The sequence below is a fragment of the Heyndrickxia sp. NPDC080065 genome, from assembly GCF_050281185.1.
Taxonomy (GTDB): domain Bacteria; phylum Bacillota; class Bacilli; order Bacillales; family Bacillaceae_C; genus Heyndrickxia.
This window is the reverse complement of the sequence record NZ_JBNNWS010000007.1, coordinates 1-25,829: the sequence shown is the minus strand read 5'-3', so window position 1 is coordinate 25,829 and position 25,829 is coordinate 1. Positions and strand designations below refer to the sequence as shown.

Genomic DNA, 25,829 nt, shown 5'->3' with positions numbered 1-25,829 from the left:
AATGCACTACCTTCCTCTATTACACATTAAATCTAAAATGCATGACATCGCCATCTTGAACAAGGTATTCCTTACCTTCAAGGCGAACCTTCCCAGCCTCTTTTGCAGCAGCCATAGAGCCTCCAGCCATTAAATCCTCGAATGATACTGTTTCTGCACGAATAAAGCCTTTTTCAAAATCTGTATGAATAATACCTGCGCATTGCGGGGCCTTCATACCTTTTCTAAATGTCCAAGCACGTACTTCTTGTACACCTGCTGTAAAGTAAGTGGCAAGTCCAAGTAAGCTATACGCTGCCTTAATTAATTGATCTAAGCCGGACTCTTCAATTCCAAGCTCTGAAAGAAACATTGCTTTTTCATCATCCTCTAATTCAGCAATCTCTTCTTCGATTTTTGCACAAATAACAATAACTTCGGCACCTTCATTTTTCGCGTAATCACGTACTTTTTGAACGTATTCATTATTAGATGGGTCTGCAATTTCTTCTTCCCCAACATTAGCTACATATAGGATCGGCTTACTTGTTAAGAGGTGAAGACCTTTTACAAGCTTTGCTTTTTCCTCAGAAAATTCTACTGATCGTGCAGGCTTGTCTGATTCTAATGCCTCTTTTAATTTCGCTAAAACTTCATATTCAGCCATTGCTTCTTTATCTTTTTGCTTTGCCATTTTTTCTACTCGGCTAATTCGTTTATCAACTGTTTCTAAGTCTGCAAGGATTAATTCAAGATTGATTGTTTCAATATCATCAATAGGATCTACTTTTCCTGATACATGCGTAATATTTCCATCAGCAAAACAACGTACGACATGACAAATCGCATCTACTTGGCGGATATGTGAAAGAAACTTATTACCAAGACCTTCACCTTTACTTGCACCTTTAACAATTCCGGCAATATCTGTAAATTCAAAAGCGGTAGGAACTGTCTTTTTCGGTTGAACAAGTTCTGTTAATTTATTTAAACGGTCATCTGGAACTTCTACGATTCCCACGTTAGGATCGATCGTACAGAATGGATAATTCGCAGATTCCGCTCCAGCTTTCGTAATTGCATTAAATAGTGTAGATTTCCCGACATTCGGTAACCCTACAATACCGGCTGTAAGCGCCATATTCGGTCACTCCTCTAATAATATCTATTTTATTTTCCTCATTCATCTATCTTCGTAAACATATCTTGTACAATTATATGAATTAAAGAACAAATGCGCAAGCGCCTTGTTCTTCCCTATAAAGCAATTAGAAAAGCAGAAGCGCCGCAGCTTTAGCGTACGGATTTCGTAGTCTTCGACTGATATAAAGGAAACACGGCGAGGTAGTTCAGGAGCCGATGTTGACTTATCATAGGGAGGAGACGGAGAAATCCGCTAGCCGACGGCTGCTTGCGCTAGACACAGCAGACACTTTTCATGCCTAATATCCTTAGTAAATTTTATGCTTTCTTACCTTTTAAAAATAAAAGCATGAAACTCACTCTTCATGCTTCACTAATACTTTCTTCATTTTTCTAGCGAATTCCCGCCTTGGAATCATCACACTATGGCCGCAGCCCTCACATTTAATCCGAACATCCATCCCCATTCTAATGATCTTCCATCTATTTGTTCCGCAGGGATGCTGTTTTTTCATTTCTACTATATCATTTAATCCAAATTCTTTTTGTTCCATGAGTTACTCCCTCCAATATTAGTTATCTTTCATACTTTCATCATTATGTGAATACATCACAAGCTTTGGAAATGGTGCTTGAATACCATGATGATCCAAGGCCTCCTTAATTTCTTTTCTAATAATTCTTGCAACATACCAATGCTTCATTGGATACGTTTCCGCAACAACCCTTAACTGTACATCTGATGTTCCTAACATTTGTACACCTAGTAATTCTGGTTTATTAACCATTTCTTCATACTTCTCTTGAAGTCCTTCTAATAAATCTTCAATTACTTCCTCAGCTTTCTTAATATTCTCTTCATATGGAATATGAATATCTATAACAGCCAGACTATTATAAATAGAATAATTCGTTACTTCCTTAATACTTCCATTTGGAAGAATATGAACTTCTCCTGTCCAGCTTTTAATTTTCGTTATTCGTAAGCCAATTTCCTCTACTGTACCAACGAACTTTCCAACTCCCACATAGTCTCCAACCGAAAATTGATCTTCGAAAATAATAAAAAATCCTGAAATAATGTCACGAACAAGGCTTTGAGCACCAAACCCTACTGCTAATCCAACAATCCCTGCGCCCGCAAGCAATCCCTTAACATCTATATTTAATGAAGAAAGGATGGTTATGAAGGCGATGAAATAAATTAAGTACGTGATTATATTTTGTAAAAGCTTCGAAAGTGTTGTTTCTCTTCGCTCAGATATTCTTAATGGTGAATTTGCCCTTACCTTAAAAATATTTCGAATAGCCGCTTTCCCAATTCTAATCATAATCGAAGCTGCAACTAAAATAATAAAAACTTTTAGTATCGTCTCGCCAATATTTATCCATATTTCTTCATGTAACAATTCACCGGTTGAGTTTTCAATTGTTTTTTCCAATTTACTCAATACCATCACCAGCCTCTGCAAAAATATCCATCCTTAAAAATAGCATATTTTTTTGCTCTTTCACCTAATTATAATGATTTAATTTTTTATTTTCCCCAAATACGCTTTCTAAATGTATAGAAAAAAGATTTTATCCGTATACTGTTAATACCATTGATGAGGAGTGGAACCAATGAATCTAGGGAAAAGATTTTTCGAACAAAAAATCGATGAAAGAAAAATACCCTATGATGAACTGATGGCAAAGGATATCATTTCATCTCAGGTATTAACTATGCTTCCACTAAAGAAAAACCGACCCATCGTTATTGTTTGTATTGGGACTGATCGATCAACAGGGGATTCATTAGGACCACTCACCGGAACATTTTTACAAGAAAAAGGACCTAATACTTTTACTATTTACGGAACATTAGATGATCCCATACATGCAGTAAACTTAGAGGAAAAATTAAACATGATTTATGAAATACATGGGAATCCTTTTGTAATAGCTATTGATGCTTGCCTCGGTAAACTTAAAAGTGTCGGAAACATTCAAATAATGGATGGGCCTGTTAAACCAGGTGCCGGAGTAAAAAAAGATTTACCAAGCGTTGGTGATATGCATATTACTGGAATCGTCAATGTCAGTGGATTTATGGAATTCTTTGTTCTACAAAATACAAGATTAAATTTAGTAGTGAAAATGGCGAAAACAATTGCAGGAGGTATTTATCGGGCAAGCCGCTCCTATCAGCATTACCTTTCTTCAGATGAATTGAATTGGGATAAAAATGAAGAAAAAACAATATAAAAATACCGCTGTAAATGATTCATAAGGTAAGAGTAAAAATCGGCTAATTAGCCGATTTCTTTATTTATCTATTTTCAATTTTAATCTATATTATAAAAATATTCTGATATTTAAAAAGTAATGAAGAGGCAAACTCATTTATACAGTAATTACTTTATAAAAATAAATAATAGTAACAATTATTGCCACAACCAAGATGCCAGGCAATAGATTTGCCACTCGAATCCGTGTTATTCCAGCAATATTCAATCCTATAGCAACAATCATGATTCCACCTGTTGATGTCATCTCAACGATAAAAGAATCCATTAGTTCAGTAGGTACGATTCGATCAATCTGTGTAGCAAAGATAGCTATTATCCCTTGATAAATAATTACAGGGACCGCTGAAAAAACAACCCCTATACCTAGGGTAGTTGTTAATATGATTGCAGTAAAACCATCGATAATTGCTTTTGTAAATAAAACATTGTGATCTCCCCGTATTCCACTATCAAGAGCTCCTATAACTGCCATAGCACCAATAACAAATATTAATGTTGCAGTAACAAAGCCTTCAGAAATATTACCTTGACCATTTGACCCAAACCTCTTTTCAAGCCAATTACCTAATAGATTTAATTTATCTTCTAAGGCGATCAGCTCACCAATTACTGCCCCAAATACTAAGCTTAAAATAACAATTAAAAAATTTTCACTCTTCAATCCCATTTGCAAACCTAATACAATGACAGCTAGGCCAATTGAATACATAACCGTTCCTTTCATTTTTTCAGGAATTCTATTTAGTAATTTTCCAAGCAGTGATCCGATTATTATGCATACCCCATTCACAATAGTCCCTAGTAGTACCATGATTTCACCATCGCCTCTTGAATTAAAAAATAAACCATCTTATTAGATGGTCTATACTTTATTCATGATCATTGTTATCGAGTAATTCCAAGATTCTTTCTAAATCATCGTCAGAAAAGAATTCTATTTCAATTTTGCCTTTTTTCTTAGATTTTTTAATGGATACAGTAGTTCCAAACTTCTCTCGTAATACATTTTCTGTCTCACGTATAAACACATTTTTCTCCTCTTTAGGTTTTTTCGTTTCACGTGAAACATTTTCGTTTAATTGTTGAACCAGCTTTTCTAGCTGACGAACATTTAACCCTTCTTTTATAACCTTTTCAATAACTGCTAAGTAGTTATCCTTCTTCTTAAGACCTAAAAGGGCGCGCCCATGTCCCATCGAAATCTTTCCATTTGTAATATAATCTTGAATCTTTTTTGGAAGTGCTAATAATCTTAAGTGATTAGCAATATGCGGTCGACTTTTACCAAGCCGCTTTGAAAGCTCTTCTTGTGTCAGTTTTAATTTCTCCATCAACATCTGATAAGCATATGCTTCCTCAATTGGTGTTAAATCTTCACGTTGCAAGTTTTCAAGGACGGCAAGCTCCATCATTTGCTGATCTGTCAACTCACGAACCACAACTGGTACAAAACTAAGCTTTGCTTCTTTTGCCGCACGATAACGTCTTTCTCCAACGACAATTTCGTAACCTTTAATGCTTTTTCGTACAATTATTGGCTGTAATATTCCATGCTGAAGAATCGAAACTTTTAGTTCTTCAATTGCTTCTGGCTGAAATATTTTCCTTGGCTGGTATGGATTAGGTCTTAACTCCCTCAGCTTAATCTCTTGAACAGAATCATCTTTATTTACATCCACATTAGCAAATAATGCATTAATGCCCTTTCCAAGTCCTTTAGCCATTTACCGCCACTTCCTTTGCTAAATCTAAGTAGACCTCTGCCCCACGGGATTTAGAATCATAAATAATAATTGGTTCACCATGGCTTGGTGCTTCACTTAATCTCACATTTCGCGGAATAATCGTTCGATAGACTTTATCTTGGAAGTATTTTTTCACTTCCTCGATCACTTGGATACCCAAATTTGTACGAGCATCTAACATTGTAAGGAGCACTCCTTCAATCATTAAATCATGATTTAAATGCTTCTGTACTAATCGAACTGTACTTAATAGCTGACTTAAACCTTCCAATGCATAATACTCGCATTGTACGGGGATAAGCACTGTGTCGGATGCAGTTAAAGCATTAATCGTTAACAGTCCTAAAGACGGTGGGCAATCTATGATGATAAAATCATATTCGTCTTTAACGGACGCTAAGGCACTCTTTAGCCGCACTTCCCTAGAAATAGTGGGAACCAGCTCAATTTCTGCTCCCGCTAACTGGATTGTAGCAGGTACGGAAAATAACCTTTCCACATCGGTTTCTTTAACTACGTCTTTTATATCGACATCATCTACAAGAACATCATAAATACACTGCTGGACTTCACCTTTATCAATACCCGCTCCACTCGTTGCATTTCCTTGCGGATCTATATCAACAAGTAACACTTTTTTCCCTATGTATGCTAAGCAGGCACCCAAGTTAACAGAGGTAGTCGTTTTCCCTACTCCACCTTTTTGGTTGGCAATTGAAATAATTTTGCCCAAGCGTGTCACCTACCTTCAATTTCCTATAAAATTGGCAATCATATTAGAGGTTGTTCAAAAAGTCCGGGAAAAATAGCTGTCGAATTTCTTCGTCAGCTTGCTGCTACGGTGCTCGCAGACTTCACTTCCTCGAACTTCTCGGCTCTTTTTGTCCTCCTTTTTGAACATGTATTATTATCTATTTTAACAAAGATTCATTTAGAAGTTTTAATTTTATAAAAAAAAAAGAGAAACTTGTGCTACAAGCTTCTCTTATTCTACTAATTATCATTTTTTTTGGGGATTTTTATTGTAATTTGATAGTATTCATCAAACTCTTCTTCTTCTGAATCTAGCTTAATTCCATTATCAGCAACCATCGTTAATGATTGGCGAATCGTATTTACAGCAATTCTCATATCTTTACTAAATGCTTGGCGACGAGGTTTAGGTTTTCGTTCTGGTTTTTTAAGCAATCTTTCAACATAATCCTCTGTTTGCTTAACATTTAAGTTTTTTTCAATAATCACTGCTAATAGTTGAATTTGCTTCTCCCTATCTTTTAAAGGGATTAATGCACGTGCATGGCGTTCTGAAACTAACTTTTGAAGCAGCGCCTCTTGAATTTCTTGTGGAAGCTTTAATAAACGGAGCTTATTGGCAACAGTGGATTGACCCTTTCCTAAACGTTGTGCCAGCGCCTCTTGTGTTAAATTATGTAATTCCAAAAGTTTTCCATAAGCAATCGCTTCTTCAATTGGTGAAAGCTCCTCACGTTGAAGGTTCTCGATTAATGCAACTGAAGCTGTCTCTGTATCATTTAAGTTTTTAATTATAGCTGGAACAACATCCCAACCTAACTTTTGTACAGCCCTGAATCTGCGCTCTCCAGCAATTATTTCATATTGGCCAGAACTATATTCACGTACTACAATTGGTTGAATAATTCCGTGCGTATGGATTGTACGTGCTAATTCCTCTATTTTATTCTCATCAAATACTGTTCTTGGCTGAAAACGGTTAGGAACAATGCATGAAATAGGTATTTTCCTGACTTCCTCATTATCACTAACTATTTCTCTTTCCGACTCTTCCACCTTTTCGCCCACACCAAAAAAACGAGAGAAAGGATGTTTCATCGTCTGACACCACCTTTAAGAGACTCCCTACCTACATATTCTCTATTATAAGACAAGTTCCTGCATTTTCGTTGGTAATTTTTCGAGTTTTTCCTACACTATTAAACAAAAGGACGATAATTGATTGAATTTTACGTAAAAATTTCTCAAAAAAACGTGAAGATTAGACTATTATGACAAAACTTTTTATTGCAAGGCTTATTTCATTTGCTTTGTTAATGGTTATTGTTGATAAAATCATCTGTAGGGTATGCATGAAGCGGTTTCTTTACGTAGTAAAACTAGCTGAACGCATCCCCTACAGATGTTTAGTAAAACAACAATATTATTTAACAAAGCCTTTCATTTAAACCCTCAAAAACCATTAGAATGGAGATTTCATTCTAATGGCATTTTATTCGGTGTACCTGGTTTTCGAGGATATTTTTTAGGAGTTTGTTTATTTTTCCTGATTACAATAATATTCCGTTCGCTTTCCTCAAAAGGTAAAGTCAACGAATAGGACTTCTCTACTTCTGCCCCAAGAATACTTATTGCCTTTAAACTTGAATTCAATTCCTCTTTTGCATTTGCAGCTTTCATCGCTATAAATACTCCGCCTTGTTTAACTAACGGAATACATAGCTCACTTAACACCGACATCCTTGCGACAGCTCTTGCTGTAACAATATCATACTGCTCCCTATGTTCAGGGTTTTTTCCAAAGGTTTCTGCTCGATCATGATAAAAAAAGGTATTTTCTAGTTCAAGTTCTTTTGCTAAGTTTTCTAAAAATGTAATACGTTTTTGGAGTGAATCGACTATCGTGACCTTTAATTCTGGAAAACAAATTTTTAATGGAATGCTAGGAAATCCAGCACCAGCACCTACATCGCAAATGCTGAACGGTTGGTTAAAATCGAAAAAAAAGGATGCAGTAGCTGAATCAAAAAAATGCTTTAAATACACATCATTTTTTTCAGTAATAGCTGTTAAATTCATTTTTTCATTCCATTCAACTAATAGCTCATAATACCGATTAAATTGATGTAATTGTTTAGAGGAAAGGGTAATTCCCTTTTCCTCTAAAAGTTGAGTAAATTGCTCAATATTCATGTACTAATCCGTCCTTATTGATTATTCTTTCGCAACTTTTGCAATCCGGCCGTGTTCTATATAAACGAGTAATATGGAAATATCAGCTGGGTTTACTCCAGAAATTCTTGAAGCCTGAGCAATGGATAACGGACGAACTTTGCTTAACTTTTGACGAGCTTCTGTTGCAAGTCCATTAATGGCTTCATAGTCAATGTTATCTGGAATTTTCTTATCTTCTAATTTTTTTAGTTTATCAACTTGTTGTAGAGATTTATCAATATAACCTTCATACTTAATTTGAATTTCTACTTGTTCTGTTACTTCACTCGATAACTCTATTTCTGCAGGAATTAACTCATTAATATGGGTATACGTCATTTCAGGGCGTTTTAATAAATCTGAAGCTCGGATTCCATCCTTTAATTCGCTTCCCCCTACTTGACGAATCAATTCTTGTGTTTTTTCATTTGGCTTAATAATAATTGAACGGAGCCTTTTAATTTCTGACTCAATGCTTTCTTTTTTCTCTAAAAATTTAGCATATCTTTCTTCCTTAATTAAACCAATTTGGTGACCTATTTCAGTTAATCGCAAGTCCGCATTATCATGTCGAAGCAAAAGCCTATATTCTGCACGGGAAGTTAATAATCGATAAGGCTCATTTGTCCCTTTCGTTACTAAATCGTCCAATAATACACCAATATAAGCATCTGATCTGCTTAAAATAACCTCTTCATTTCCTAAAGCCCTTCTTGCGGCATTTATTCCTGCCATTAGCCCTTGGCCAGCAGCTTCCTCATATCCAGATGTTCCATTTATTTGACCTGCTGTGTAAAGATTTTTCACTAGTTTTGTTTCTAAAGTTGGCCATAATTGGGTTGGAACAACTGCATCATATTCGATCGCGTATCCCGCACGCATCATTTGCGCTTTTTCTAAACCAGGAACAGTTGCAAGAATTTTATGCTGAACATCTTCAGGTAAACTTGTTGAAAGTCCTTGAACATAGACTTCTTCTGTATCTCTTCCTTCTGGTTCTAAAAAGATTTGATGGCGAGGTTTATCTGAGAAACGAACAATTTTATCCTCGATTGAAGGACAGTAGCGGGCTCCAGTACCCTTCACCATACCTGAAAACATTGGTGAACGATGTAAGTTTTCATCGATAATTTGGTGTGTTCGTTCATTTGTATAAGTTAACCAGCATGGTAGCTGATCTGTAATATATTTTGTTGTTTCATAACTAAACGCCCTTGGTGTATCGTCACCAGGCTGAATTTCTGTTTTACTATAATCAATTGTATGGCTGTTAATTCTTGGCGGAGTACCAGTTTTAAATCGAACTAATTCAAAACCAAGTTCCTCTAAATGCTCAGATAACTTAATAGATGGCTGTTGATTATTAGGGCCACTTGAATATTTTAAATCACCAATAATAATCTCACCTTTTAAAAACGTACCCGTTGTTATTACGACAGTTTTTGCTCGATATACTGCACCTGTTTTGGTTACAACACCTTGACATATTCCATCGTCAACAATTAATTCTTCCACCATACCTTGAATAAGAGTAAGATTAGGTTCATTTTCTAATGTTTTCTTCATTTCCTTTTGATATTGGAACTTATCAGCTTGGGCACGGAGAGCTTGAACCGCAGGGCCTTTCCCAGTATTCAACATTCTCATTTGAATATAAGTTTTATCTATATTTTTCCCCATTTCTCCACCAAGAGCATCAATTTCCCGTACAACGACACCTTTTGCAGGTCCCCCTACAGATGGATTACATGGCATAAAAGCAATCATATCAAGATTTATTGTAGCCACTAAGGTTTTCGCACCCATTCTTGCAGCAGCTAGACCCGCTTCACATCCAGCATGTCCTGCACCTACAACTATTACATCAAATTCCCCTGCATCGTATTTTTGCATGCAAACCTCTCCTTGCATTTTTTCAATTTGCCTTGTTAAATGAGATTGTTGTCATTCAAAAATCCTGTAGGAGTACGCGTGCAGCTAGTAATATTAGATATATTCTCTCCTATACTTCACAGGCAATTTTTTAACAGCAATAACCGATAACAAAGCTTTAAAATTCGTCCTCAAACAAGATTATTTTCCTAAACAAAATTGCGAAAACAATTGATTGATTAAGCTCTCTTGTACAGTATCCCCAATAATTTCTCCAAGCAATTCCCAGGTTCTTGTTAGATCAATTTGAATAATATCTATTGGTATATCCATGTCAATGCCGTTGATTACTTCTTCTATCGCATCCAACGCCTGTCCAATTAAAGCAATATGGCGGCTGTTTGAAATATAAGTCATGTCAGAAGCCTCAATTGATCCTTGGAAATACAGTGAGGCAATTGCTTCCTCAAGTTCATTAATACCTTTTTCCTCTAATAATGATGTAGTTATAATTTTATGATTTACTGCTAGTTCATTTACTTTTGATAAATTTATTTTTTGCTGTAAATCCGTTTTATTAACGATAACTATAACGTCCATCCCTTTAACTGCTTCAAAAAGCTGTTCATCTTCTTTTGTTAAATCATCTGCATAATTCAAAACAAGGAGAATTAAGTCAGCCTCTCTTAATACTTTTCTTGATCGCTCCACACCTATTCGTTCAACAATATCCTCTGTTTCACGGATTCCAGCTGTGTCAACTAAACGAAGGGGAACACCTCGCACATTCACATATTCCTCAATCACATCACGTGTTGTTCCTGGAATATCTGTTACGATTGCTTTGTTTTCCTGAACTAAACTATTTAACAAGGATGATTTTCCTACATTAGGTCTGCCAATAATAGCAGTAGATAAACCTTCTCTTAATATTTTCCCCTGTCCGGCGGTTTGAAGAAGCTTTTTCAACTCATCTCTTACAAAATAAGCCTTTTCCTTTAACATGCGATGTGTCATTTCTTCCACATCATCATATTCCGGATAATCAATATTGACCTCTACATGGGCAACTATTTCTAAAATTGCTTGCCGGAGCATTTTAATTAGTTTGGAAAGTCTCCCTTCCATTTGGCCTAATGCAATATTCATCGCTCTGTCCGTTTTTGCCCGAATTAAATCCATGACTGCTTCTGCTTGAGATAAATCAATCCGTCCATTTAAAAATGCTCTTTTCGTAAATTCACCTGGCTCGGCTAATCTTGCCCCATATCTAAGTACTAATTGTAAAACTCGATTTACTGAAACAAGACCACCGTGGCAATTAATTTCGACAATATTTTCTCTTGTAAATGTTTTTGGCGCCTTCATGACACTAACCATTACTTCTTCTACAATTTCTTCTGTAGCAGGATCGATTATTTTCCCGTAATGAATGGTATGGGATTGAACATTTTCTAGTTTTTTATCACCGATCCCAAGAAAGATTTTATTCGAAATGTCAATTGCTTGGTCACCACTTAGCCGAACAATGGCTATCGCTCCCTCACCCATCGGAGTGGAAATAGCCGCTATCGTATCAAATTCCATCCTTTTCACCTCGATCCTTCTCAAATTACATCTATGTTTAAAAAGTTGAATCTAAACTTATAAATAAAATTATTCCCAAAATAATAGAATAACAAATTCTTGATCTTTTAAAAATAAAAAAGCATTTATAAATAAATGATTTATCCACAACACGTAAAGTTAATGATATTTATTTTAACTTATCCACATGTGAATAACAATATTTAAAGAAAAGCGCTAGCCGATAGGCGCTGGAGCTAGACACACACTTTTCATGCCTAATATCCTTAGTAAATTTTATACTTTTTTACCTTTAAATAAAAAAATCCAAGCTATTAATAGCTTGGATTTTTTTCGACGGGATGAATTACCAAATATCGGTTCGGTTCTTCTCCTTCGGAATGTGTTTTAATTTTTTTATTTTTTGATAGTGTATTATGAATAATTTTTCTTTCAAAAGAAGGCATAGCCTCTAATGTAACAGGTTTTTTTGTATATACAGCTTTTTCAGCTAATCGCTCCGCCAATTGAATAAGAGAGCTTTCCCTGCGATGTCGATAATTTTCGGCATCTAAAGTAATATTCAAAAAATGGTTTGTATAGCGATTAGCAATAAGTTGAGTTAATAATTGCAAGGAATTTAATGTTTGTCCTCTTTTTCCAATAAGAAGAGCCATCTTTTCACCAGTAATCTTAAAATCCGCTCTGTACCCCTCAACCTTTATTTCAATATGAGGTTCTACTCCCATTTCATTCATTATATCCAAAAGATATAGTTTAGCTTCTTCAATTGGATCTGGTTTCAACTGAACATGAACAATTGCTGGTCTTCCACCAAAAAGTCCAAACAATCCTTTTTTTCCTTCATCAATTACTCTGTATTCTATCCGTTCTCTTGTTGCATTTAATTGGCCTAGGGCTAACTCGACTGCTTCTTCGACACTTTGTCCTGTAGCAGTAACTTCCTTCACTTTTTAACTCCCCTCGCTTTACCCCTAGCTGCTGTATCGGTTTGTAATTCTGGAGTCTTAATGAAATATGTTTGAAGAATCATAAAGATATTCCCTACCACCCAATAAAGAGGTAATGCTGCTGGCAAACTAACACCAATTACAATAATCATAATAGGCATAACCCAAAGCATGATTGCCATCTGCGGATTTTGATTTGCTGTTCCTGCCATCATTACCTTTTGTTGAACAAAGGTAGTTATTCCGGCAACAACTGCTAAAACATAATCAGGATGACCTAAATCAAACCAAAGGAACATTGATTCACGTATTTCTGGAGTACGATTAATTGCATGATAAAATCCAATAAGGATTGGCATCTGGATGATTAGAGGCAAACACCCCGCTAAAGGATTTACACCGTATTTTTGAAACAGCTGCATCTGTTCCTGCTGTAATTTTTGTCGTGTAACAGCATCCTTAGAACTATATTTCTCCTGTAACTTTTTAATCTCTGGTTGAATCGCTTGCATCGCCTTTGAGCTTTTCGTCTGCTTAATCATTAATGGCAATATCGCTAACCTAATAATGATTGTTACAACGATAATAGATAAACCGTAGCTGCCTAGCCATTTTCCAACAGCAACAATAAGCTGAGAAAGCGGCCAAACGATCCATTCATTCCAAAAGCCCTTGCTGTTCGGTGTAATATCTTTATTAAACTCCGTACAGCCTGCAAGTACAGTCATTAAGCCAATTATTGCAATAATTAAAAATATTCTTTTTTTCAACCGTATACTCCTCCCTGCTTTCTAAAATTCATATTTTTATGTAGTATCTCAGCCTAAAATTAAGTTTTTTCAACCTGAGATAAAAAAATAACTTATGATAATAAATTCCACATTAATTGTTATTTACCTTTAATACTTTAGCCACCTTCAATACGTGTTGAAGGCTACTTTTAACTTCATGGAAATTCATTTCGGCCGCCGGTTTCCTAGCGATGATCACATAATCATTTCCTTTATCAATATTTTCTTTTAGTTCAGTAAAACATTGACGAAGGTATCGTTTAATTTCGTTTCTTTTAACCGCATTTCCTATCTTTTTACTAACTGACAAACCTATTCGAAAATTTTCTTGGTCTCTCTTTTTTAGAACATAGATAACAAATTGGCGATTAGCAAATGATTTTCCTTTTTTAAAAACGTGTTGGAATTCAATATTTTTTTTTATTCGATACGACTTTTTCATTCTTATATCACTCACAATAAGATATTTATATGAAAAAAAAACCACTGAGACGTTTCAGTGGTCTACGCTGATAATACTTTTCTTCCTTTACGGCGACGACTAGCTAAGACTCTACGTCCATTTTTTGAGCTCATTCGTGCACGGAATCCATGAACCTTACTTCTTTTACGAGTGTTTGGTTGATATGTTCTTTTCATTTATAACACCTCCCTGAGGATCTATTATAGTACATGTTCAAAAAGGAGGACAAAAAGAGCCGATATTCGACATCTATTTTTCCCGGAATTTTGAACAACCTTTTATTACAGTAAAAGACAGTCTTATTAATTATAAAGACCACCATTTATAATTGTCAACTCTTTAAAAAAAGAATACTATTTCCAATTTTTATTCTTACGTTTGTTTTAATTTTTCGGCTTTGTTAAACAATATTGCTATTACTGTTCAAAGTCCTGTAGCTAATTTTTCAAAATAACCATTAACAAAGGCGATTTATAATATGTTAACTCCATTGTGGATAAGTTTTCCCACATTTTTTTCTGTTTATAACATTTATCGACAAGTTTTGCACAAATTAATATCATGTGAATAATTTTCTTCCCCAAGAGTAATGTGTTGTGGATAATTTTCAAATTTCATTGCAAGCCCTATAAATATTTGATATGATTATTGTGTTTTCACTCTGAATAAGTAATTGTGAATAACTTGTTATCCACAAAGTGTGGATATCTTGTGGATAGTTTATTCACCCTGTTTGTATAAACTTGTCCACAAACAGTGGATAGTGTCGAAATCTGCTTTTATTCCTATTAATATAGTTTTCCACAATCAACGTTTTGAATAATTATTAATATACAACTTTTAGAACGAAACATTGTTACGTAATATAGCAGTATCAATATTTTTTAAATCTCAAGAATAAAAGGAGGGTATGATGTTGGAGAATATAGCTGATCTTTGGAATAAAGCTTTATCTATTATTGAAAAAAAGATCAGTAAGCCTAGCTTTGAGACTTGGCTCAGGTCAACAAAGGCACATTCATTACAAGGAGATACTTTTATCGTTTCAGTACCTAATGATTTTGCAAGAGACTGGCTTGAAGGCCGCTACGTCACATTAATTTCAGGTGTTCTTTATGAAATAACGGGCGAAGAGCTAACTGTAAAATTTATTATTCCTCAAAATAAGGAAGATGAGGAATTTCAAATGAATGTCCCACCACAAAAAAAACCAAAGATAGATGACTCTGCTGAATTATTTCAAAATGTACTAAATCCTAAATATACATTTGATACATTTGTTATTGGTTCAGGTAATCGCTTTGCACATGCTGCATCACTTGCTGTTGCAGAGGCTCCCGCAAAAGCATATAATCCATTGTTTATTTATGGAGGAGTAGGTCTAGGCAAAACCCATTTAATGCATGCCATTGGACACTATGTAATAGAACACAATCCTTCAGCAAAAGTTGTTTACTTATCCTCAGAAAAGTTCACAAATGAATTTATTAACTCAATTCGAGATAATAAAGCCGTCGATTTTCGTAATAAATATCGTAATGTTGATGTACTACTAATTGATGATATTCAATTTCTTGCTGGAAAAGAATCAACTCAAGAAGAATTTTTCCATACATTTAATGCATTACATGAAGAAAGCAAACAAATTATCATCTCAAGTGACCGTCCTCCTAAAGAAATACCAACTTTAGAGGACAGATTAAGATCTCGCTTTGAATGGGGGCTTATTACTGATATTACGCCTCCAGATTTAGAAACTAGGATTGCTATTTTACGGAAAAAAGCAAAAGCCGATGGTCTAGATATTCCTAATGAAGTGATGCTGTATATTGCTAATCAAATTGATTCCAATATACGTGAATTAGAAGGGGCTTTAATTCGTGTAGTGGCATATTCCTCATTAATTAATAAAGATATTAATGCTGATTTAGCTGCTGATGCACTTAAAGATATTATCCCTAGCTCTAAACCTAGAGTAATAACCATACATGATATACAAAAGATTGTTGGGGAAGAATATAATATTAAATTAGAGGATTTTGTAGCAAAAAAGCGGACAAAATCAGTTGCATTCCCACGGCAAATTGCCATGTATCTATCAAGAGAGTTAACAGATTTCTCTCTTCCGAAAATTGGAGAAGAATTCGGTGGCCGTGACCATACAACGGTCATACATGCTCATGAAAAAATTTCAAAGTTAATTTTAACAGATGCTCAGCTTGAGAAAAAAATTCAAGAGATTAAAAGTTTACTAAAAGGATAATCTCGGGGAAAATGTGTATAACTATAATTAATATATGCACAGTCTGTCCACATGTGGATAGGCTGTGTTTCCTTTCAATTTTCATGTTATCCACATATTAACAGCACCTACTATTACTACTACTATTTTTTAAAAAATAATTATTAATAATTTCGTATGTCATTTAGACAAAAAGATTGAGTTAAATCATTTAAAAAAATTTTGGGGGGAAAATCATGAAATTTTCGATACAACGTGATCGACTGATTCAAAGTGTACAAGATGTATTGAAGGCCATTAGTCCTAGAACAACTATTCCAATTTTAACAGGAATAAAAATAGTAGCTACAACTGAAGGAGTCACACTAACTGGAAGTGACTCCGATGTATCCATTGAATCTTTTATACCTAAAGAAGAAGATGGAAATGAATTAGTTGAAATTTTTAATCCTGGGGCTATTGTTTTACAAGCTAAATTTTTTAGTGAAATTGTTAAAAAATTACCTATGGATACGATTGAAATTGAAGTTATTAATCAATTACAAACAGTTATTCGCTCAGGAAAATCTGAATTTAATTTGAATGGCCTAGATCCTGAAGAATATCCACATTTACCTCAGATTTCTGAAGAAAATGTTTTTAAAATCCCAACAGATATTGTAAAGAATTTAATTCGCCAAACTGTTTTTGCAGTATCTACTTCAGAAACTAGACCTATTTTAACCGGGGTAAATTGGAAGGTTAAATCTAATGAATTGACTTGTATAGCAACAGATAGTCACCGCTTAGCTATGCGATCTGCTGCAATTGAGTTTACAAATGATGCTGAATACAATATTGTCATACCTGGAAAAAGCTTGAATGAGTTAAATAAAATTTTAGATGATACAAATGAACCAGTAGAAATTGTCATCACTGAAAATCAAATCTTATTTAAAGCGAAACATCTTTTGTTCTTCTCACGACTTTTAGAAGGAAATTATCCTGATACATCAAGATTAATTCCTTCAGAAAGTAAAACAGACATAATCATAAATACAAAAGAATTTTTACAAGCAATCGATCGTGCTTCACTTTTAGCTAGAGAGGGTAGAAATCCAAATGTTGTAAAGCTTACGACGTTAACTTCTGGAATGATTGAAATTTCATCTAACACACCTGAGGTTGGTAAAGTAATTGAACAAGTTCAAAGTGAATCAATTGAGGGAGAAGATTTAAAAATATCGTTTAGTGCGAAATATATGATGGATGCATTAAAAGCGTTGGAAGGTTTAGAAATCCAAATTAGTTTTACCGGAGCAATGAGACCATTTATCATTCGCCCGTTAAATGATGAATCCATCTTACAGCTAATATTACCGGTCAGAACATATTAAAAATCACCAATAAAATTAGTTCCTGTGTTTATACAGGGACTTTTTTATATAGCTGAATAATCGATAGACTAACTAAAGTCGTTTCCATTTTTCTTGGAAATTATCCACAAACTTATTTATATTTTAATGTTTTTGGAATTATCCACATGTTAATAACATTCAACTCAGATTATGATAGAACTTATGGAGCGTTGTATTAATTTAAATTATTTAGTAAAATTATATATTAGGGAATAACGAAGCGGAAAAGAGTGAGTCTATGGGAAAAAACATAATTATTGAGACGGAAACAATTACTTTAGGGCAATTTTTAAAATTAGCTGAAGTGATTCAAAGTGGTGGAATGGCCAAATGGTTTTTGAGTGAACATGATGTATTTATTAACGGTGAACAAGAACAGAGAAGAGGACGGAAACTTTCCGTTGGTGATTGTGTTGAAATACCTGGTATTGGTACTTTTATCGTTTCACAATAACCATTAAGGTCCTACTGTGTATTGGGATAAAAGGAAAAGGATGTTACTGAATGTATATTGAAGAGTTAGAACTAAAAAACTACCGTAACTATGAAACATTATCTATTTCCTTTGAAAATAAAGTAAATGTTATCCTTGGAGAAAATGCACAAGGAAAAACAAATGTAATGGAGTCCATCTATGTTTTAGCCATGGCAAAGTCCCATCGAACATCAAATGATAAAGATTTAATCCGTTGGGATGAGGAATATGCTAAAATAAGTGGTAGGATACAAAAACAAAATGGTTCAGCACCTTTAGAGTTAATCATTTCAAAAAAAGGAAAAAAAGCTAAATACAATCATATTGAGCAGCAAAAGTTAAGTCAGTATGTTGGGAATATGAATGTTGTTATGTTCGCGCCTGAAGATCTCCACCTTGTAAAAGGGAGCCCTCAAGTTAGGCGTCGTTTTATTGATATGGAGATTGGACAGGTTTCGCCTATTTATTTGCACGATATCAGTCAGTATCAAAAAATCTTACAGCAGCGAAACCATTATTTAAAACAACTTCAATTTCAAAAGCAAAAAGATGAAACAATGTTAGATGTTCTAACTGAACAATTTACCCAAATAGCAGTAAAAATCATAAAAAAGAGATTTGAGTTTATCCAGCTATTAGAAGAATGGGCGAAACCAATTCATACGGGGATTTCTAGAGGCCTTGAAACGTTAAATATTAAATATAAGCCATCAATTGATGTATCAGAAACCAGTGATTCGTCAACCCTAATAAAAGCGATGGAAGAAAAATTTTCCAGCATTAGAAAGAGGGAAATTGAAAGAGGAGTTACATTGGCGGGACCTCATCGTGATGAGCTTATCTTTTTTGTAAATGATCGTGATGTACAAACGTACGGTTCGCAAGGACAGCAAAGAACAACAGCTTTATCTTTAAAGCTTGCTGAAATTGAATTGATTCATTCAGAAATTGGCGAATACCCTATTTTACTTTTGGATGATGTTTTATCTGAATTAGATGATTATCGCCAATCACACTTATTAAATACTATTCAGGGGAAAGTTCAAACCTTTGTCACAACAACTAGCATTGATGGTATTGACCATCAAACATTAAAAGAAGCTTCAACCTTTTCAGTAGAATCTGGTTTTATGACTCCTGTATGAGAGGTGTAATTAAAGCATGTATTTACATGTAGGTGAAGATGTGTTGGTTCGAACAGATGAGATTATTACTATTTTAGATAAAGGAACAGTTAAGGATTCAGTCATTATTCAAGAATTTTTACAAGAAAAGAAAAAAAATACTGTAAACTTATCAAAAGGAGAATTTAAATCTTTAGTCATAACCGATCATCAGTATTATCTCTCACCATTAGCCTCAAATACACTTTTAAAACGTTTAAATTTGCAAAACGAATAATTTTTATCGATTGTTTTTGCACTTATATAAAAAGTATGGGACGAAGAAAAGAGCACGAACCCAGTTTAATTAAGTATTTGAGCTTTTTACGAAAAGCAACAATATTTACGAAAATAGCATTTTTTTAAACATGAATCAAAACCATAAAATTAAGATAAAAACATTTATATAAATTTCGGAAGTGTAGGTGAATTCAAGTGCCATTGGAACAAGAACAAGAACAAGTGCAAGGTCAATCATATGATGAAAATCAGATACAAGTTCTTGAAGGATTAGAAGCTGTTCGGAAGCGTCCAGGTATGTATATTGGATCCACAAGTAGTAAGGGACTTCATCACCTAGTTTGGGAAATTGTTGATAATAGTATTGATGAAGCATTAGCGGGATTTTGTAATGAAATTAATATAGTAATTGAAAGTGATAATAGTATCAAAGTAATTGATAACGGTCGTGGAATTCCAGTTGGTATACATGAAAAGATGGGAAGACCTGCAGTTGAAGTTATCCATACTGTTCTTCATGCTGGGGGTAAATTTGGTGGAGGCGGATACAAAGTATCTGGTGGATTACATGGAGTTGGGGCTTCTGTAGTAAATGCCTTATCCAGTGAATTTGAAGTTTACGTCCATCGTGATGGGAAAATTCATTATCAAAAATATGAACGTGGTGTCCCTTGTTTTGATTTGAAAATAATTGGTGAAACTGACCATACTGGAACAACTACTCATTTTATACCAGATAAGGAAATCTTTACGGAAACAACCATCTTTGAATATGACATTTTAGCCACTCGTGTCAGAGAGCTTGCTTTCTTAAATCGGGGAATTAAGCTTACAATTGAAGATAAAAGAGATGAACCGAAAAAGAATGAGTATCACTATGAGGGTGGTATTAAGTCGTATGTTGAACATTTAAACAGGACAAAAGAAGTCATCCATGATGAACCTATTTATGTTGAAGGTGAAAAGGATGGAATTTCAATCGAAGTTTCGATCCAGTATAACGAAGGATTTACAAGCAGCATTTATTCTTTTGCCAATAATATTCATACTTACGAAGGCGGTACGCATGAATTTGGCTTTAAGACAGCATTAACAAGGGTTATTAATGATTATGCACGTAAAAATAATCTTATTAAAGAAAATGACTCTAATTTATCAGGCGAAGATGTTCGAGAAGGATTAACGGCTATTGTATCAATTAAGCATCCAGATCCTCAGTTTGAAGGACAGACAAAAACAAAGCTGGGTAATTCAGAAGCTCGAACTATTACAGATTCTATCTTCTCAGAGCATTTTGATAAATTTATGTTAGAAAATCCAACAGTCGCAAAAAAAATAGTTGAAAAAGGACTAATGGCAGCGCGTGCACGCTTAGCAGCCAAAAAGGCACGTGAATTAACTCGACGTAAAAGTGCATTAGAAGTTTCAAGCTTGCCTGGAAAACTGGCTGATTGCTCATCAAGAGATCCACAAATCAGTGAGCTATTTATCGTAGAGGGTGACTCTGCAGGAGGATCAGCGAAACAAGGAAGGGATAGACATTTCCAAGCAATCCTCCCTTTACGCGGAAAAATCCTTAATGTAGAAAAAGCACGTTTGGATAAAATTTTATCTAATAATGAGATTCGTACAATCATTACGGCTCTTGGAGCAGGAATTAGTGATGATTTTGAAATTTCAAAGGCTCGCTATCATAAAGTTGTTATTATGACCGATGCTGATGTAGACGGTGCACATATTAGAACTTTATTATTAACCTTTTTCTATCGTTATATGAGACAAATTCTAGAGGCTGGATATATATATATTGCCCAACCTCCTTTATATAAAATTGCTCAAGGCAAACGAGTAGAGTATGTGTATAGTGATCGTGAATTAGAAGAAATGTTAAGTCAAATGCCTGCACAGCCAAAACCAGGAATACAACGATATAAAGGTCTAGGCGAAATGAATCCAGAACAGCTTTGGGAAACAACAATGGATCCTACAAATAGAACGTTGCTTCAAGTAAGTCTAGAAGATGCAATAGAAGCGGATGAAACGTTTGAAATGTTGATGGGAGATAAAGTTGAACCACGCCGTAATTTTATTGAAGAAAATGCGATTTATGTAAAAAACCTTGATATTTAATTAAGAAATTCAAAGAAGCAATCAGTTGATACTGGTTGCTTGATTCTCTTAAAGGAGGTTCCAATATGACTGAAACACCAAATTCAAATATAAAAGAAATTAATATTAGTCAGGAAATGCGTACTTCCTTCTTAGATTACGCCATGAGTGTTATTGTTTCCCGTGCACTTCCGGATGTACGTGATGGTTTAAAGCCGGTTCATAGAAGGATTCTATATGCAATGAATGACTTAGGAATGACAGCTGATAAAGCTTATAAAAAGTCTGCTCGTATCGTTGGAGAGGTAATTGGTAAATATCATCCTCACGGTGATTCTGCTGTCTATGAAACAATGGTCCGTATGGCACAAGATTTCAGTTATCGATATATGCTTGTAGATGGACATGGTAACTTTGGTTCAGTTGATGGTGACTCTGCAGCAGCAATGCGTTACACTGAAGCCCGTATGTCAAAAATATCAATGGAATTAATCCGAGACTTAAATAAAGATACGATTGATTATCAAGATAACTATGACGGCTCTGAAAGGGAACCAGTTGTATTGCCATCAAGGTTTCCAAATCTTTTAGTAAACGGTACATCTGGAATTGCGGTAGGGATGGCAACAAATATTCCTCCTCATCAGCTAGGTGAAGTAATCGATGGAGTGTTAGCCTTAAGTAAGGATCCTGATATTACTATTCAAGAACTAATGGAATATATACCGGGCCCTGATTTCCCAACAGCCGGTTTAATTGTTGGAAGAAGTGGAATAAGACGTGCATATGAGACTGGCCGTGGTTCAATTACTTTACGTGCAAGGGTAGAAATTGAACAGAAGTCTAATGGGAAAGAATCCATTATTATCAAAGAGATTCCATATCAAGTGAATAAAGCCAAACTAGTTGAAAGAATTGCTGAGCTTGTACGTGATAAAAAAATTGATGGGATTACAGATTTAAGTGACCAATCGGATCGTAATGGTATGCATGTAGTAATTGATGTTCGTAGAGATGCTAATGCAAATGTACTTTTAAATAATCTATACAAACACACAGCATTACAAACCACTTTTGGAATCAATTTATTAGCTCTTGTTGATGGACAACCAAAAGTATTAAATTTAAAACAGTGTTTATATCATTATTTAGAGCATCAAAAGGTAATCATTCGTCGAAGAACAGAATTTGAATTAAGAAAAGCTGAAGCTCGTGCACATATTTTAGAAGGATTGCGCATTGCTTTAGATCATATCGATGAAATTATTAGTTTAATTCGTTCCTCACAAACAACAGAAATAGCAAGAAATGGCTTGATGGAGAAGTTTTCTCTATCCGAAAAACAGGCTCAAGCGATTCTCGATATGCGCCTGCAGCGCTTGACTGGATTAGAGCGTGAAAAAATTGAAGAAGAGTATCAGGAATTAATCAAACTAATTGCAGAATTAAAAGCTATTCTTGCGGATGAAGAAAAAGTATTAGAAATTATCCGTGAAGAATTATTAGAAATAAAAGAGCGATTTAATGATGAGCGCCGCACAGAAATTGTGTCAGGCGGGGTCGAACAAATCGAGGATGAAGATTTAATTCCACGTGAAAATATTGTTGTTAGTCTAACACATAACGGTTATATTAAACGTTTACCAATTTCCACATATCGAAGCCAAAAACGTGGTGGACGAGGAGTCCAGGGCATGGGTACGAATGAAGATGATTTTGTGGAACATTTATTAACAACTTCAACACATGATACAATTTTATTTTTTACTAATAAAGGGAAAGTATACAGGGCTAAAGGGTATGAAATACCTGAATTTAGTCGAACAGCAAAAGGAATCCCTATTATAAATCTTTTAGGAATTGAAAAAGATGAGTGGATTAATACGATGATTCGTGTTGAAGAGTTTGTTGATGACTCGTTCTTGTTCTTTACAACAAAAAGAGGAATTTCAAAACGAACTCCACTTACTGATTTTGCTAATATAAGAACAAATGGTTTAATTGCTATTAATCTTCGTGAAGAAGATGAGCTTATATCAGTTAAGCTTACAGATGGAAACATGGATATCATAATCGGTACTAAAAATGGAATGCTGATACGTTTCCCTGAAGTTGATGTCCGTTCAATGGGAAGAACAGCAACAGGTGTGAAGGGTATTACCCTTACTGGGGATGACGAAGTAGTTGGAATGGAAATATTAGAAGATGACAATGATGTACTGATTGTTACGATTAATGGCTATGGAAAGCGTACAAATGCATCAGAATATCGAATTCAAAGCCGTGGCGGTAAAGGATTAAAAACATGTAATGTTACCGAGAAGAACGGAAATCTTATTGCTGTAAAAACGGTAACTGGTGAAGAGGATTTAATGCTCATAACTGCAGGAGGAGTCCTAATTAGGATGGCAGTTAGTGATATTTCTCAATTAGGAAGAAATACACAAGGAGTTAAATTAATTCGTCTTGGCGAAGATGAGCATGTAGCAACTGTTGCAAAGGTTGAGAAGGAAGAGGAAACAGAAATAGATGAATCAACTGAAGGCGAAGCAGAATCAGTTGAAGAATAAAAGAAATTATCATGAGTAAGTTTTTTAAGAGGCATCGTATTGATGCCTCTTTTTTGGTAAAATATTTTAAAAAGAGTAAATATTTTCTGATGAAACAGTCTATTTAAACTTGGGGTGGACAAAATGAAAGTCAATGTTGATGAAGTACGAGTAGGCGCAGTTATTGCGGAGGATATAATGGGAATGACTGGCCATCCTATTATCCCTAAAAAAACAGTTTTAACTCAGAAGCATATTGATGTCTTAAAGGCTTTTTTTAAAACAGAAGTAACAATTGAGGGTAGATCCATCAAACAAAATAAACAAAGTAATTTCAATAGCTCTACAAATACAAAAATAGATTCATTAGAGGAAATTAATCCAAATTTATTCATTAAGACATTTGAAGAAACAGTAAAAAAATATAAAGCTGATTTTCAAAAATGGCAATCAGGCTCGGCTGTTGATATTGCGAATGTAAGAGATTATTTGTATTCATTATTGGAACAGGTTGAGAAACATAATATCAATCCATCTTTTCTTTATTTACATAAGAAAGAACAGGATTATTTATATTACCACTCAATTTCTGTCGGAATAATTAGTGGATTAATAGCTAAAAAAGTGGGCTATGATAAGGGGCAATACTTCCAAACAGCTTTAGCTGGCTGTTTAGCTAACGCCGGTATGGCTAAAATATCTCCTTGGATTATTAATAAACCATCTGCTCTCTCTTATGAAGAATCTAGCGAAATTCGCGAACATCCAAATCATAGTTTGAAGATGATACAAAATAGTCCATTATTAAAAGCTGAAACTAAACTTGCAATCTTTCAGCACCATGAAAGACTAGATGGCAGTGGTTATCCTATGGGGGTAAAGGATAAGCAATTATATCCTATTTCGAGAATTGTAGCGGTTGCTGATGTATATCATGCATTAATTTCTGACAAGCCTTACAAAGAAAGGATTGCACCACTTAAAGCCATTGAAATATTGCAAATTGATGGATTTGGCAAATACGACATCTCTGTAATAAATGCGCTATTATCAATAACTGCCAATCTTTCAATAGGTACAAAGGTAAGGATATCCAATGGTCAAACAGGAGAGGTAATATTTACGAAACCTTCTGCTATAACTAGACCTTTAATAAAGTTAAGTGATGGAGAAATAATAGATTTAGAAAAAGCAAGAGACTTATATATAGAGGAAGTTTACTAGTATAATAAAGTGAAGAATGTATATCTAATAAGTCTAGTTCCTTGAGGTCAAGTAATCTCTAACCTATGAAGTTCAATCTTAGAATTCATAGGTTAGAGAACATTGTGCCCGAGAATTATTAAACTTTGGCACTTTCCATTGCCTTTTACTAGATTATCTGTTATAATAGCAATCGTTGAACTTTTATTACTAAAAATATTTTTAAAAAATACTTTTAAAAAAAGCGTTGACTTTTAAAAAAAGAATATGTTATTATATAAAAGTCGCTTAGGACGATTGATCTTTGAAAACTGAACAAAACGAAACGTCAATTAATTAACTTTTTATGAGCTATATCAAACATCTTTTTGGAGAGTTTGATCCTGGCTCAGGACGAACGCTGGCGGCGTGCCTAATACATGCAAGTCGAGCGAATCTGAGGGGAGCTTGCTCCCTGAAGATTAGCGGCGGACGGGTGAGTAACACGTGGGTAACCTGCCTGTAAGACTGGGATAACTCCGGGAAACCGGGGCTAATACCGGATAACTTTTTCCTCCGCATGGAGGGAAATTGAAAGATGGCTTCGGCTATCACTTACAGATGGACCCGCGGCGCATTAGCTAGTTGGTGAGGTAACGGCTCACCAAGGCGACGATGCGTAGC

The 25,829-nt window shown here is 34.8% G+C and carries 23 protein-coding genes and 1 rRNA gene; 10 read left to right on the top strand and 14 right to left on the bottom strand.

What is annotated here, in order from left to right; translation table 11 throughout:
* Positions 1 to 19: 19 nt before the first annotated feature.
* The 3 genes from ychF to ACQKP0_RS09490 all read right to left on the bottom strand — a co-directional run bounded on the left by ychF (position 20) and on the right by ACQKP0_RS09490 (position 2,573).
* Entirely contained in the window at positions 20 to 1,120 is a 1,101-nt protein-coding gene (gene ychF / locus ACQKP0_RS09500) for a redox-regulated ATPase YchF (protein WP_427405597.1), read from the bottom strand.
* A gap of 358 nt (positions 1,121 to 1,478) precedes the next feature.
* Entirely contained in the window at positions 1,479 to 1,676 is a 198-nt protein-coding gene (locus ACQKP0_RS09495) for a DUF951 domain-containing protein (RefSeq protein WP_427405596.1), read from the bottom strand.
* 18 nt (positions 1,677 to 1,694) lie between these two features.
* Positions 1,695 to 2,573, bottom strand: a complete 879-nt coding sequence (locus ACQKP0_RS09490; RefSeq protein ID WP_427405595.1) for a mechanosensitive ion channel family protein — start codon at positions 2,571 to 2,573, stop codon at positions 1,695 to 1,697.
* 172 nt (positions 2,574 to 2,745) lie between these two features.
* On the opposite strand from ACQKP0_RS09490, the gene yyaC reads away from it, so the two are divergent.
* Positions 2,746 to 3,369: a spore protease YyaC gene (yyaC, locus tag ACQKP0_RS09485; protein ID WP_427405594.1), complete on the top strand. Its 624-nt coding sequence runs from the start codon at positions 2,746 to 2,748 to the stop codon at positions 3,367 to 3,369.
* Positions 3,370 to 3,507: 138 nt separating this feature from the next.
* Here the strand turns inward: yyaC and ACQKP0_RS09480 are convergent, their stop codons facing one another.
* The 11 genes from ACQKP0_RS09480 to rpmH all read right to left on the bottom strand — a co-directional run bounded on the left by ACQKP0_RS09480 (position 3,508) and on the right by rpmH (position 13,964).
* Entirely contained in the window at positions 3,508 to 4,224 is a 717-nt protein-coding gene (locus ACQKP0_RS09480; RefSeq protein ID WP_427405593.1) for a DUF554 domain-containing protein, read from the bottom strand.
* A gap of 58 nt (positions 4,225 to 4,282) precedes the next feature.
* Positions 4,283 to 5,137, bottom strand: coding sequence for a ParB/RepB/Spo0J family partition protein (locus ACQKP0_RS09475; RefSeq protein WP_427405592.1), 855 nt, complete (start codon positions 5,135 to 5,137; stop codon positions 4,283 to 4,285).
* On the bottom strand, positions 5,130 to 5,891 hold the full coding sequence (locus ACQKP0_RS09470; protein ID WP_427405591.1) for a ParA family protein: 762 nt from the start codon (positions 5,889 to 5,891) through the stop codon (positions 5,130 to 5,132). Before ACQKP0_RS09470 ends, ACQKP0_RS09475 begins: the two co-directional genes overlap by 8 nt.
* A gap of 260 nt (positions 5,892 to 6,151) precedes the next feature.
* The gene (noc, locus tag ACQKP0_RS09465; RefSeq protein WP_427405590.1) at positions 6,152 to 7,009 is read right to left on the bottom strand and encodes a nucleoid occlusion protein; all 858 of its coding nucleotides are present in this window, start codon (positions 7,007 to 7,009) and stop codon (positions 6,152 to 6,154) included.
* Positions 7,010 to 7,387: 378 nt separating this feature from the next.
* Complete coding sequence (rsmG, locus tag ACQKP0_RS09460) at positions 7,388 to 8,104, bottom strand: 16S rRNA (guanine(527)-N(7))-methyltransferase RsmG (protein WP_427405589.1); 717 nt, start codon at positions 8,102 to 8,104, stop codon at positions 7,388 to 7,390.
* Positions 8,105 to 8,125: 21 nt separating this feature from the next.
* Positions 8,126 to 10,018 carry a tRNA uridine-5-carboxymethylaminomethyl(34) synthesis enzyme MnmG gene (mnmG, locus tag ACQKP0_RS09455; RefSeq protein ID WP_427405588.1) on the bottom strand — a complete coding sequence of 631 codons (1,893 nt, stop codon included), beginning with the start codon at positions 10,016 to 10,018 and terminating at the stop codon, positions 8,126 to 8,128.
* A gap of 180 nt (positions 10,019 to 10,198) precedes the next feature.
* Positions 10,199 to 11,584: a tRNA uridine-5-carboxymethylaminomethyl(34) synthesis GTPase MnmE gene (gene mnmE / locus ACQKP0_RS09450; RefSeq protein ID WP_427405587.1), complete on the bottom strand. Its 1,386-nt coding sequence runs from the start codon at positions 11,582 to 11,584 to the stop codon at positions 10,199 to 10,201.
* Between the two features lie 314 nt (positions 11,585 to 11,898).
* The gene (jag, locus tag ACQKP0_RS09445; protein ID WP_427405586.1) at positions 11,899 to 12,534 is read right to left on the bottom strand and encodes an RNA-binding cell elongation regulator Jag/EloR; all 636 of its coding nucleotides are present in this window, start codon (positions 12,532 to 12,534) and stop codon (positions 11,899 to 11,901) included.
* Complete coding sequence (gene spoIIIJ, locus ACQKP0_RS09440; protein ID WP_427405585.1) at positions 12,531 to 13,304, bottom strand: YidC family membrane integrase SpoIIIJ; 774 nt, start codon at positions 13,302 to 13,304, stop codon at positions 12,531 to 12,533. The genes jag and spoIIIJ overlap by 4 nt, the downstream gene beginning before the upstream one ends.
* Before the next feature lie 112 nt (positions 13,305 to 13,416).
* Positions 13,417 to 13,767 carry a ribonuclease P protein component gene (rnpA, locus tag ACQKP0_RS09435; RefSeq protein WP_427405816.1) on the bottom strand — a complete coding sequence of 117 codons (351 nt, stop codon included), beginning with the start codon at positions 13,765 to 13,767 and terminating at the stop codon, positions 13,417 to 13,419.
* Between the two features lie 62 nt (positions 13,768 to 13,829).
* Positions 13,830 to 13,964, bottom strand: coding sequence for a 50S ribosomal protein L34 (gene rpmH, locus ACQKP0_RS09430; RefSeq protein ID WP_427405584.1), 135 nt, complete (start codon positions 13,962 to 13,964; stop codon positions 13,830 to 13,832).
* A 740-nt stretch (positions 13,965 to 14,704) separates the two neighbouring features.
* On the opposite strand from rpmH, the gene dnaA reads away from it, so the two are divergent.
* The 9 genes from dnaA to ACQKP0_RS09385 all read left to right on the top strand — a co-directional run.
* Positions 14,705 to 16,051: a chromosomal replication initiator protein DnaA gene (dnaA, locus tag ACQKP0_RS09425; RefSeq protein WP_427405583.1), complete on the top strand. Its 1,347-nt coding sequence runs from the start codon at positions 14,705 to 14,707 to the stop codon at positions 16,049 to 16,051.
* Positions 16,052 to 16,266: 215 nt separating this feature from the next.
* Positions 16,267 to 17,406 (top strand): DNA polymerase III subunit beta, encoded by a 1,140-nt coding sequence (gene dnaN, locus ACQKP0_RS09420; protein ID WP_427405582.1) that lies wholly within the window; start codon positions 16,267 to 16,269, stop codon positions 17,404 to 17,406.
* 259 nt (positions 17,407 to 17,665) lie between these two features.
* On the top strand, positions 17,666 to 17,881 hold the full coding sequence (gene yaaA / locus ACQKP0_RS09415) for a S4 domain-containing protein YaaA (RefSeq protein WP_427405581.1): 216 nt from the start codon (positions 17,666 to 17,668) through the stop codon (positions 17,879 to 17,881).
* A gap of 50 nt (positions 17,882 to 17,931) precedes the next feature.
* The gene (gene recF, locus ACQKP0_RS09410; RefSeq protein ID WP_427405580.1) at positions 17,932 to 19,047 is read left to right on the top strand and encodes a DNA replication/repair protein RecF; all 1,116 of its coding nucleotides are present in this window, start codon (positions 17,932 to 17,934) and stop codon (positions 19,045 to 19,047) included.
* Positions 19,048 to 19,063: 16 nt separating this feature from the next.
* Positions 19,064 to 19,303 carry an extracellular matrix regulator RemB gene (remB, locus tag ACQKP0_RS09405; RefSeq protein ID WP_427405579.1) on the top strand — a complete coding sequence of 80 codons (240 nt, stop codon included), beginning with the start codon at positions 19,064 to 19,066 and terminating at the stop codon, positions 19,301 to 19,303.
* Positions 19,304 to 19,506: 203 nt separating this feature from the next.
* Positions 19,507 to 21,435 (top strand): DNA topoisomerase (ATP-hydrolyzing) subunit B, encoded by a 1,929-nt coding sequence (gyrB, locus tag ACQKP0_RS09400; RefSeq protein WP_427405815.1) that lies wholly within the window; start codon positions 19,507 to 19,509, stop codon positions 21,433 to 21,435.
* A 65-nt stretch (positions 21,436 to 21,500) separates the two neighbouring features.
* The gene (gyrA, locus tag ACQKP0_RS09395; protein WP_427405578.1) at positions 21,501 to 23,984 is read left to right on the top strand and encodes a DNA gyrase subunit A; all 2,484 of its coding nucleotides are present in this window, start codon (positions 21,501 to 21,503) and stop codon (positions 23,982 to 23,984) included.
* A 123-nt stretch (positions 23,985 to 24,107) separates the two neighbouring features.
* Entirely contained in the window at positions 24,108 to 25,187 is a 1,080-nt protein-coding gene (locus ACQKP0_RS09390; protein WP_427405577.1) for an HD-GYP domain-containing protein, read from the top strand.
* Between the two features lie 344 nt (positions 25,188 to 25,531).
* Positions 25,532 to 25,829 (top strand): 16S ribosomal RNA (locus tag ACQKP0_RS09385); the annotation flags it as partial.

Bases quoted from the DNA above. Each gene is read 5' to 3' on its own strand.
- ACQKP0_RS09480 (WP_427405593.1), bottom strand. From the start codon at position 4,224: ATGGTACTACTAGGGACTATTGTGAATGGGGTATGCATAATAATCGGA.
- ACQKP0_RS09495 (WP_427405596.1), bottom strand. From the start codon at position 1,676: ATGGAACAAAAAGAATTTGGATTAAATGATATAGTAGAAATGAAAAAA.
- ACQKP0_RS09390 (WP_427405577.1), top strand. From the start codon at position 24,108: ATGAAAGTCAATGTTGATGAAGTACGAGTAGGCGCAGTTATTGCGGAG.
- rnpA (WP_427405816.1), bottom strand. From the start codon at position 13,767: ATGAAAAAGTCGTATCGAATAAAAAAAAATATTGAATTCCAACACGTT.
- ychF (WP_427405597.1), bottom strand. From the start codon at position 1,120: ATGGCGCTTACAGCCGGTATTGTAGGGTTACCGAATGTCGGGAAATCT.
- mnmE (WP_427405587.1), bottom strand. From the start codon at position 11,584: ATGGAATTTGATACGATAGCGGCTATTTCCACTCCGATGGGTGAGGGA.
- dnaN (WP_427405582.1), top strand. From the start codon at position 16,267: ATGAAATTTTCGATACAACGTGATCGACTGATTCAAAGTGTACAAGAT.
- remB (WP_427405579.1), top strand. From the start codon at position 19,064: ATGTATTTACATGTAGGTGAAGATGTGTTGGTTCGAACAGATGAGATT.
- noc (WP_427405590.1), bottom strand. From the start codon at position 7,009: ATGAAACATCCTTTCTCTCGTTTTTTTGGTGTGGGCGAAAAGGTGGAA.
- recF (WP_427405580.1), top strand. From the start codon at position 17,932: ATGTATATTGAAGAGTTAGAACTAAAAAACTACCGTAACTATGAAACA.
- yyaC (WP_427405594.1), top strand. From the start codon at position 2,746: ATGAATCTAGGGAAAAGATTTTTCGAACAAAAAATCGATGAAAGAAAA.
- rpmH (WP_427405584.1), bottom strand. From the start codon at position 13,964: ATGAAAAGAACATATCAACCAAACACTCGTAAAAGAAGTAAGGTTCAT.
- rsmG (WP_427405589.1), bottom strand. From the start codon at position 8,104: ATGAATATTGAGCAATTTACTCAACTTTTAGAGGAAAAGGGAATTACC.
- gyrA (WP_427405578.1), top strand. From the start codon at position 21,501: ATGACTGAAACACCAAATTCAAATATAAAAGAAATTAATATTAGTCAG.
- yaaA (WP_427405581.1), top strand. From the start codon at position 17,666: ATGGGAAAAAACATAATTATTGAGACGGAAACAATTACTTTAGGGCAA.
- mnmG (WP_427405588.1), bottom strand. From the start codon at position 10,018: ATGCAAAAATACGATGCAGGGGAATTTGATGTAATAGTTGTAGGTGCA.
- ACQKP0_RS09475 (WP_427405592.1), bottom strand. From the start codon at position 5,137: ATGGCTAAAGGACTTGGAAAGGGCATTAATGCATTATTTGCTAATGTG.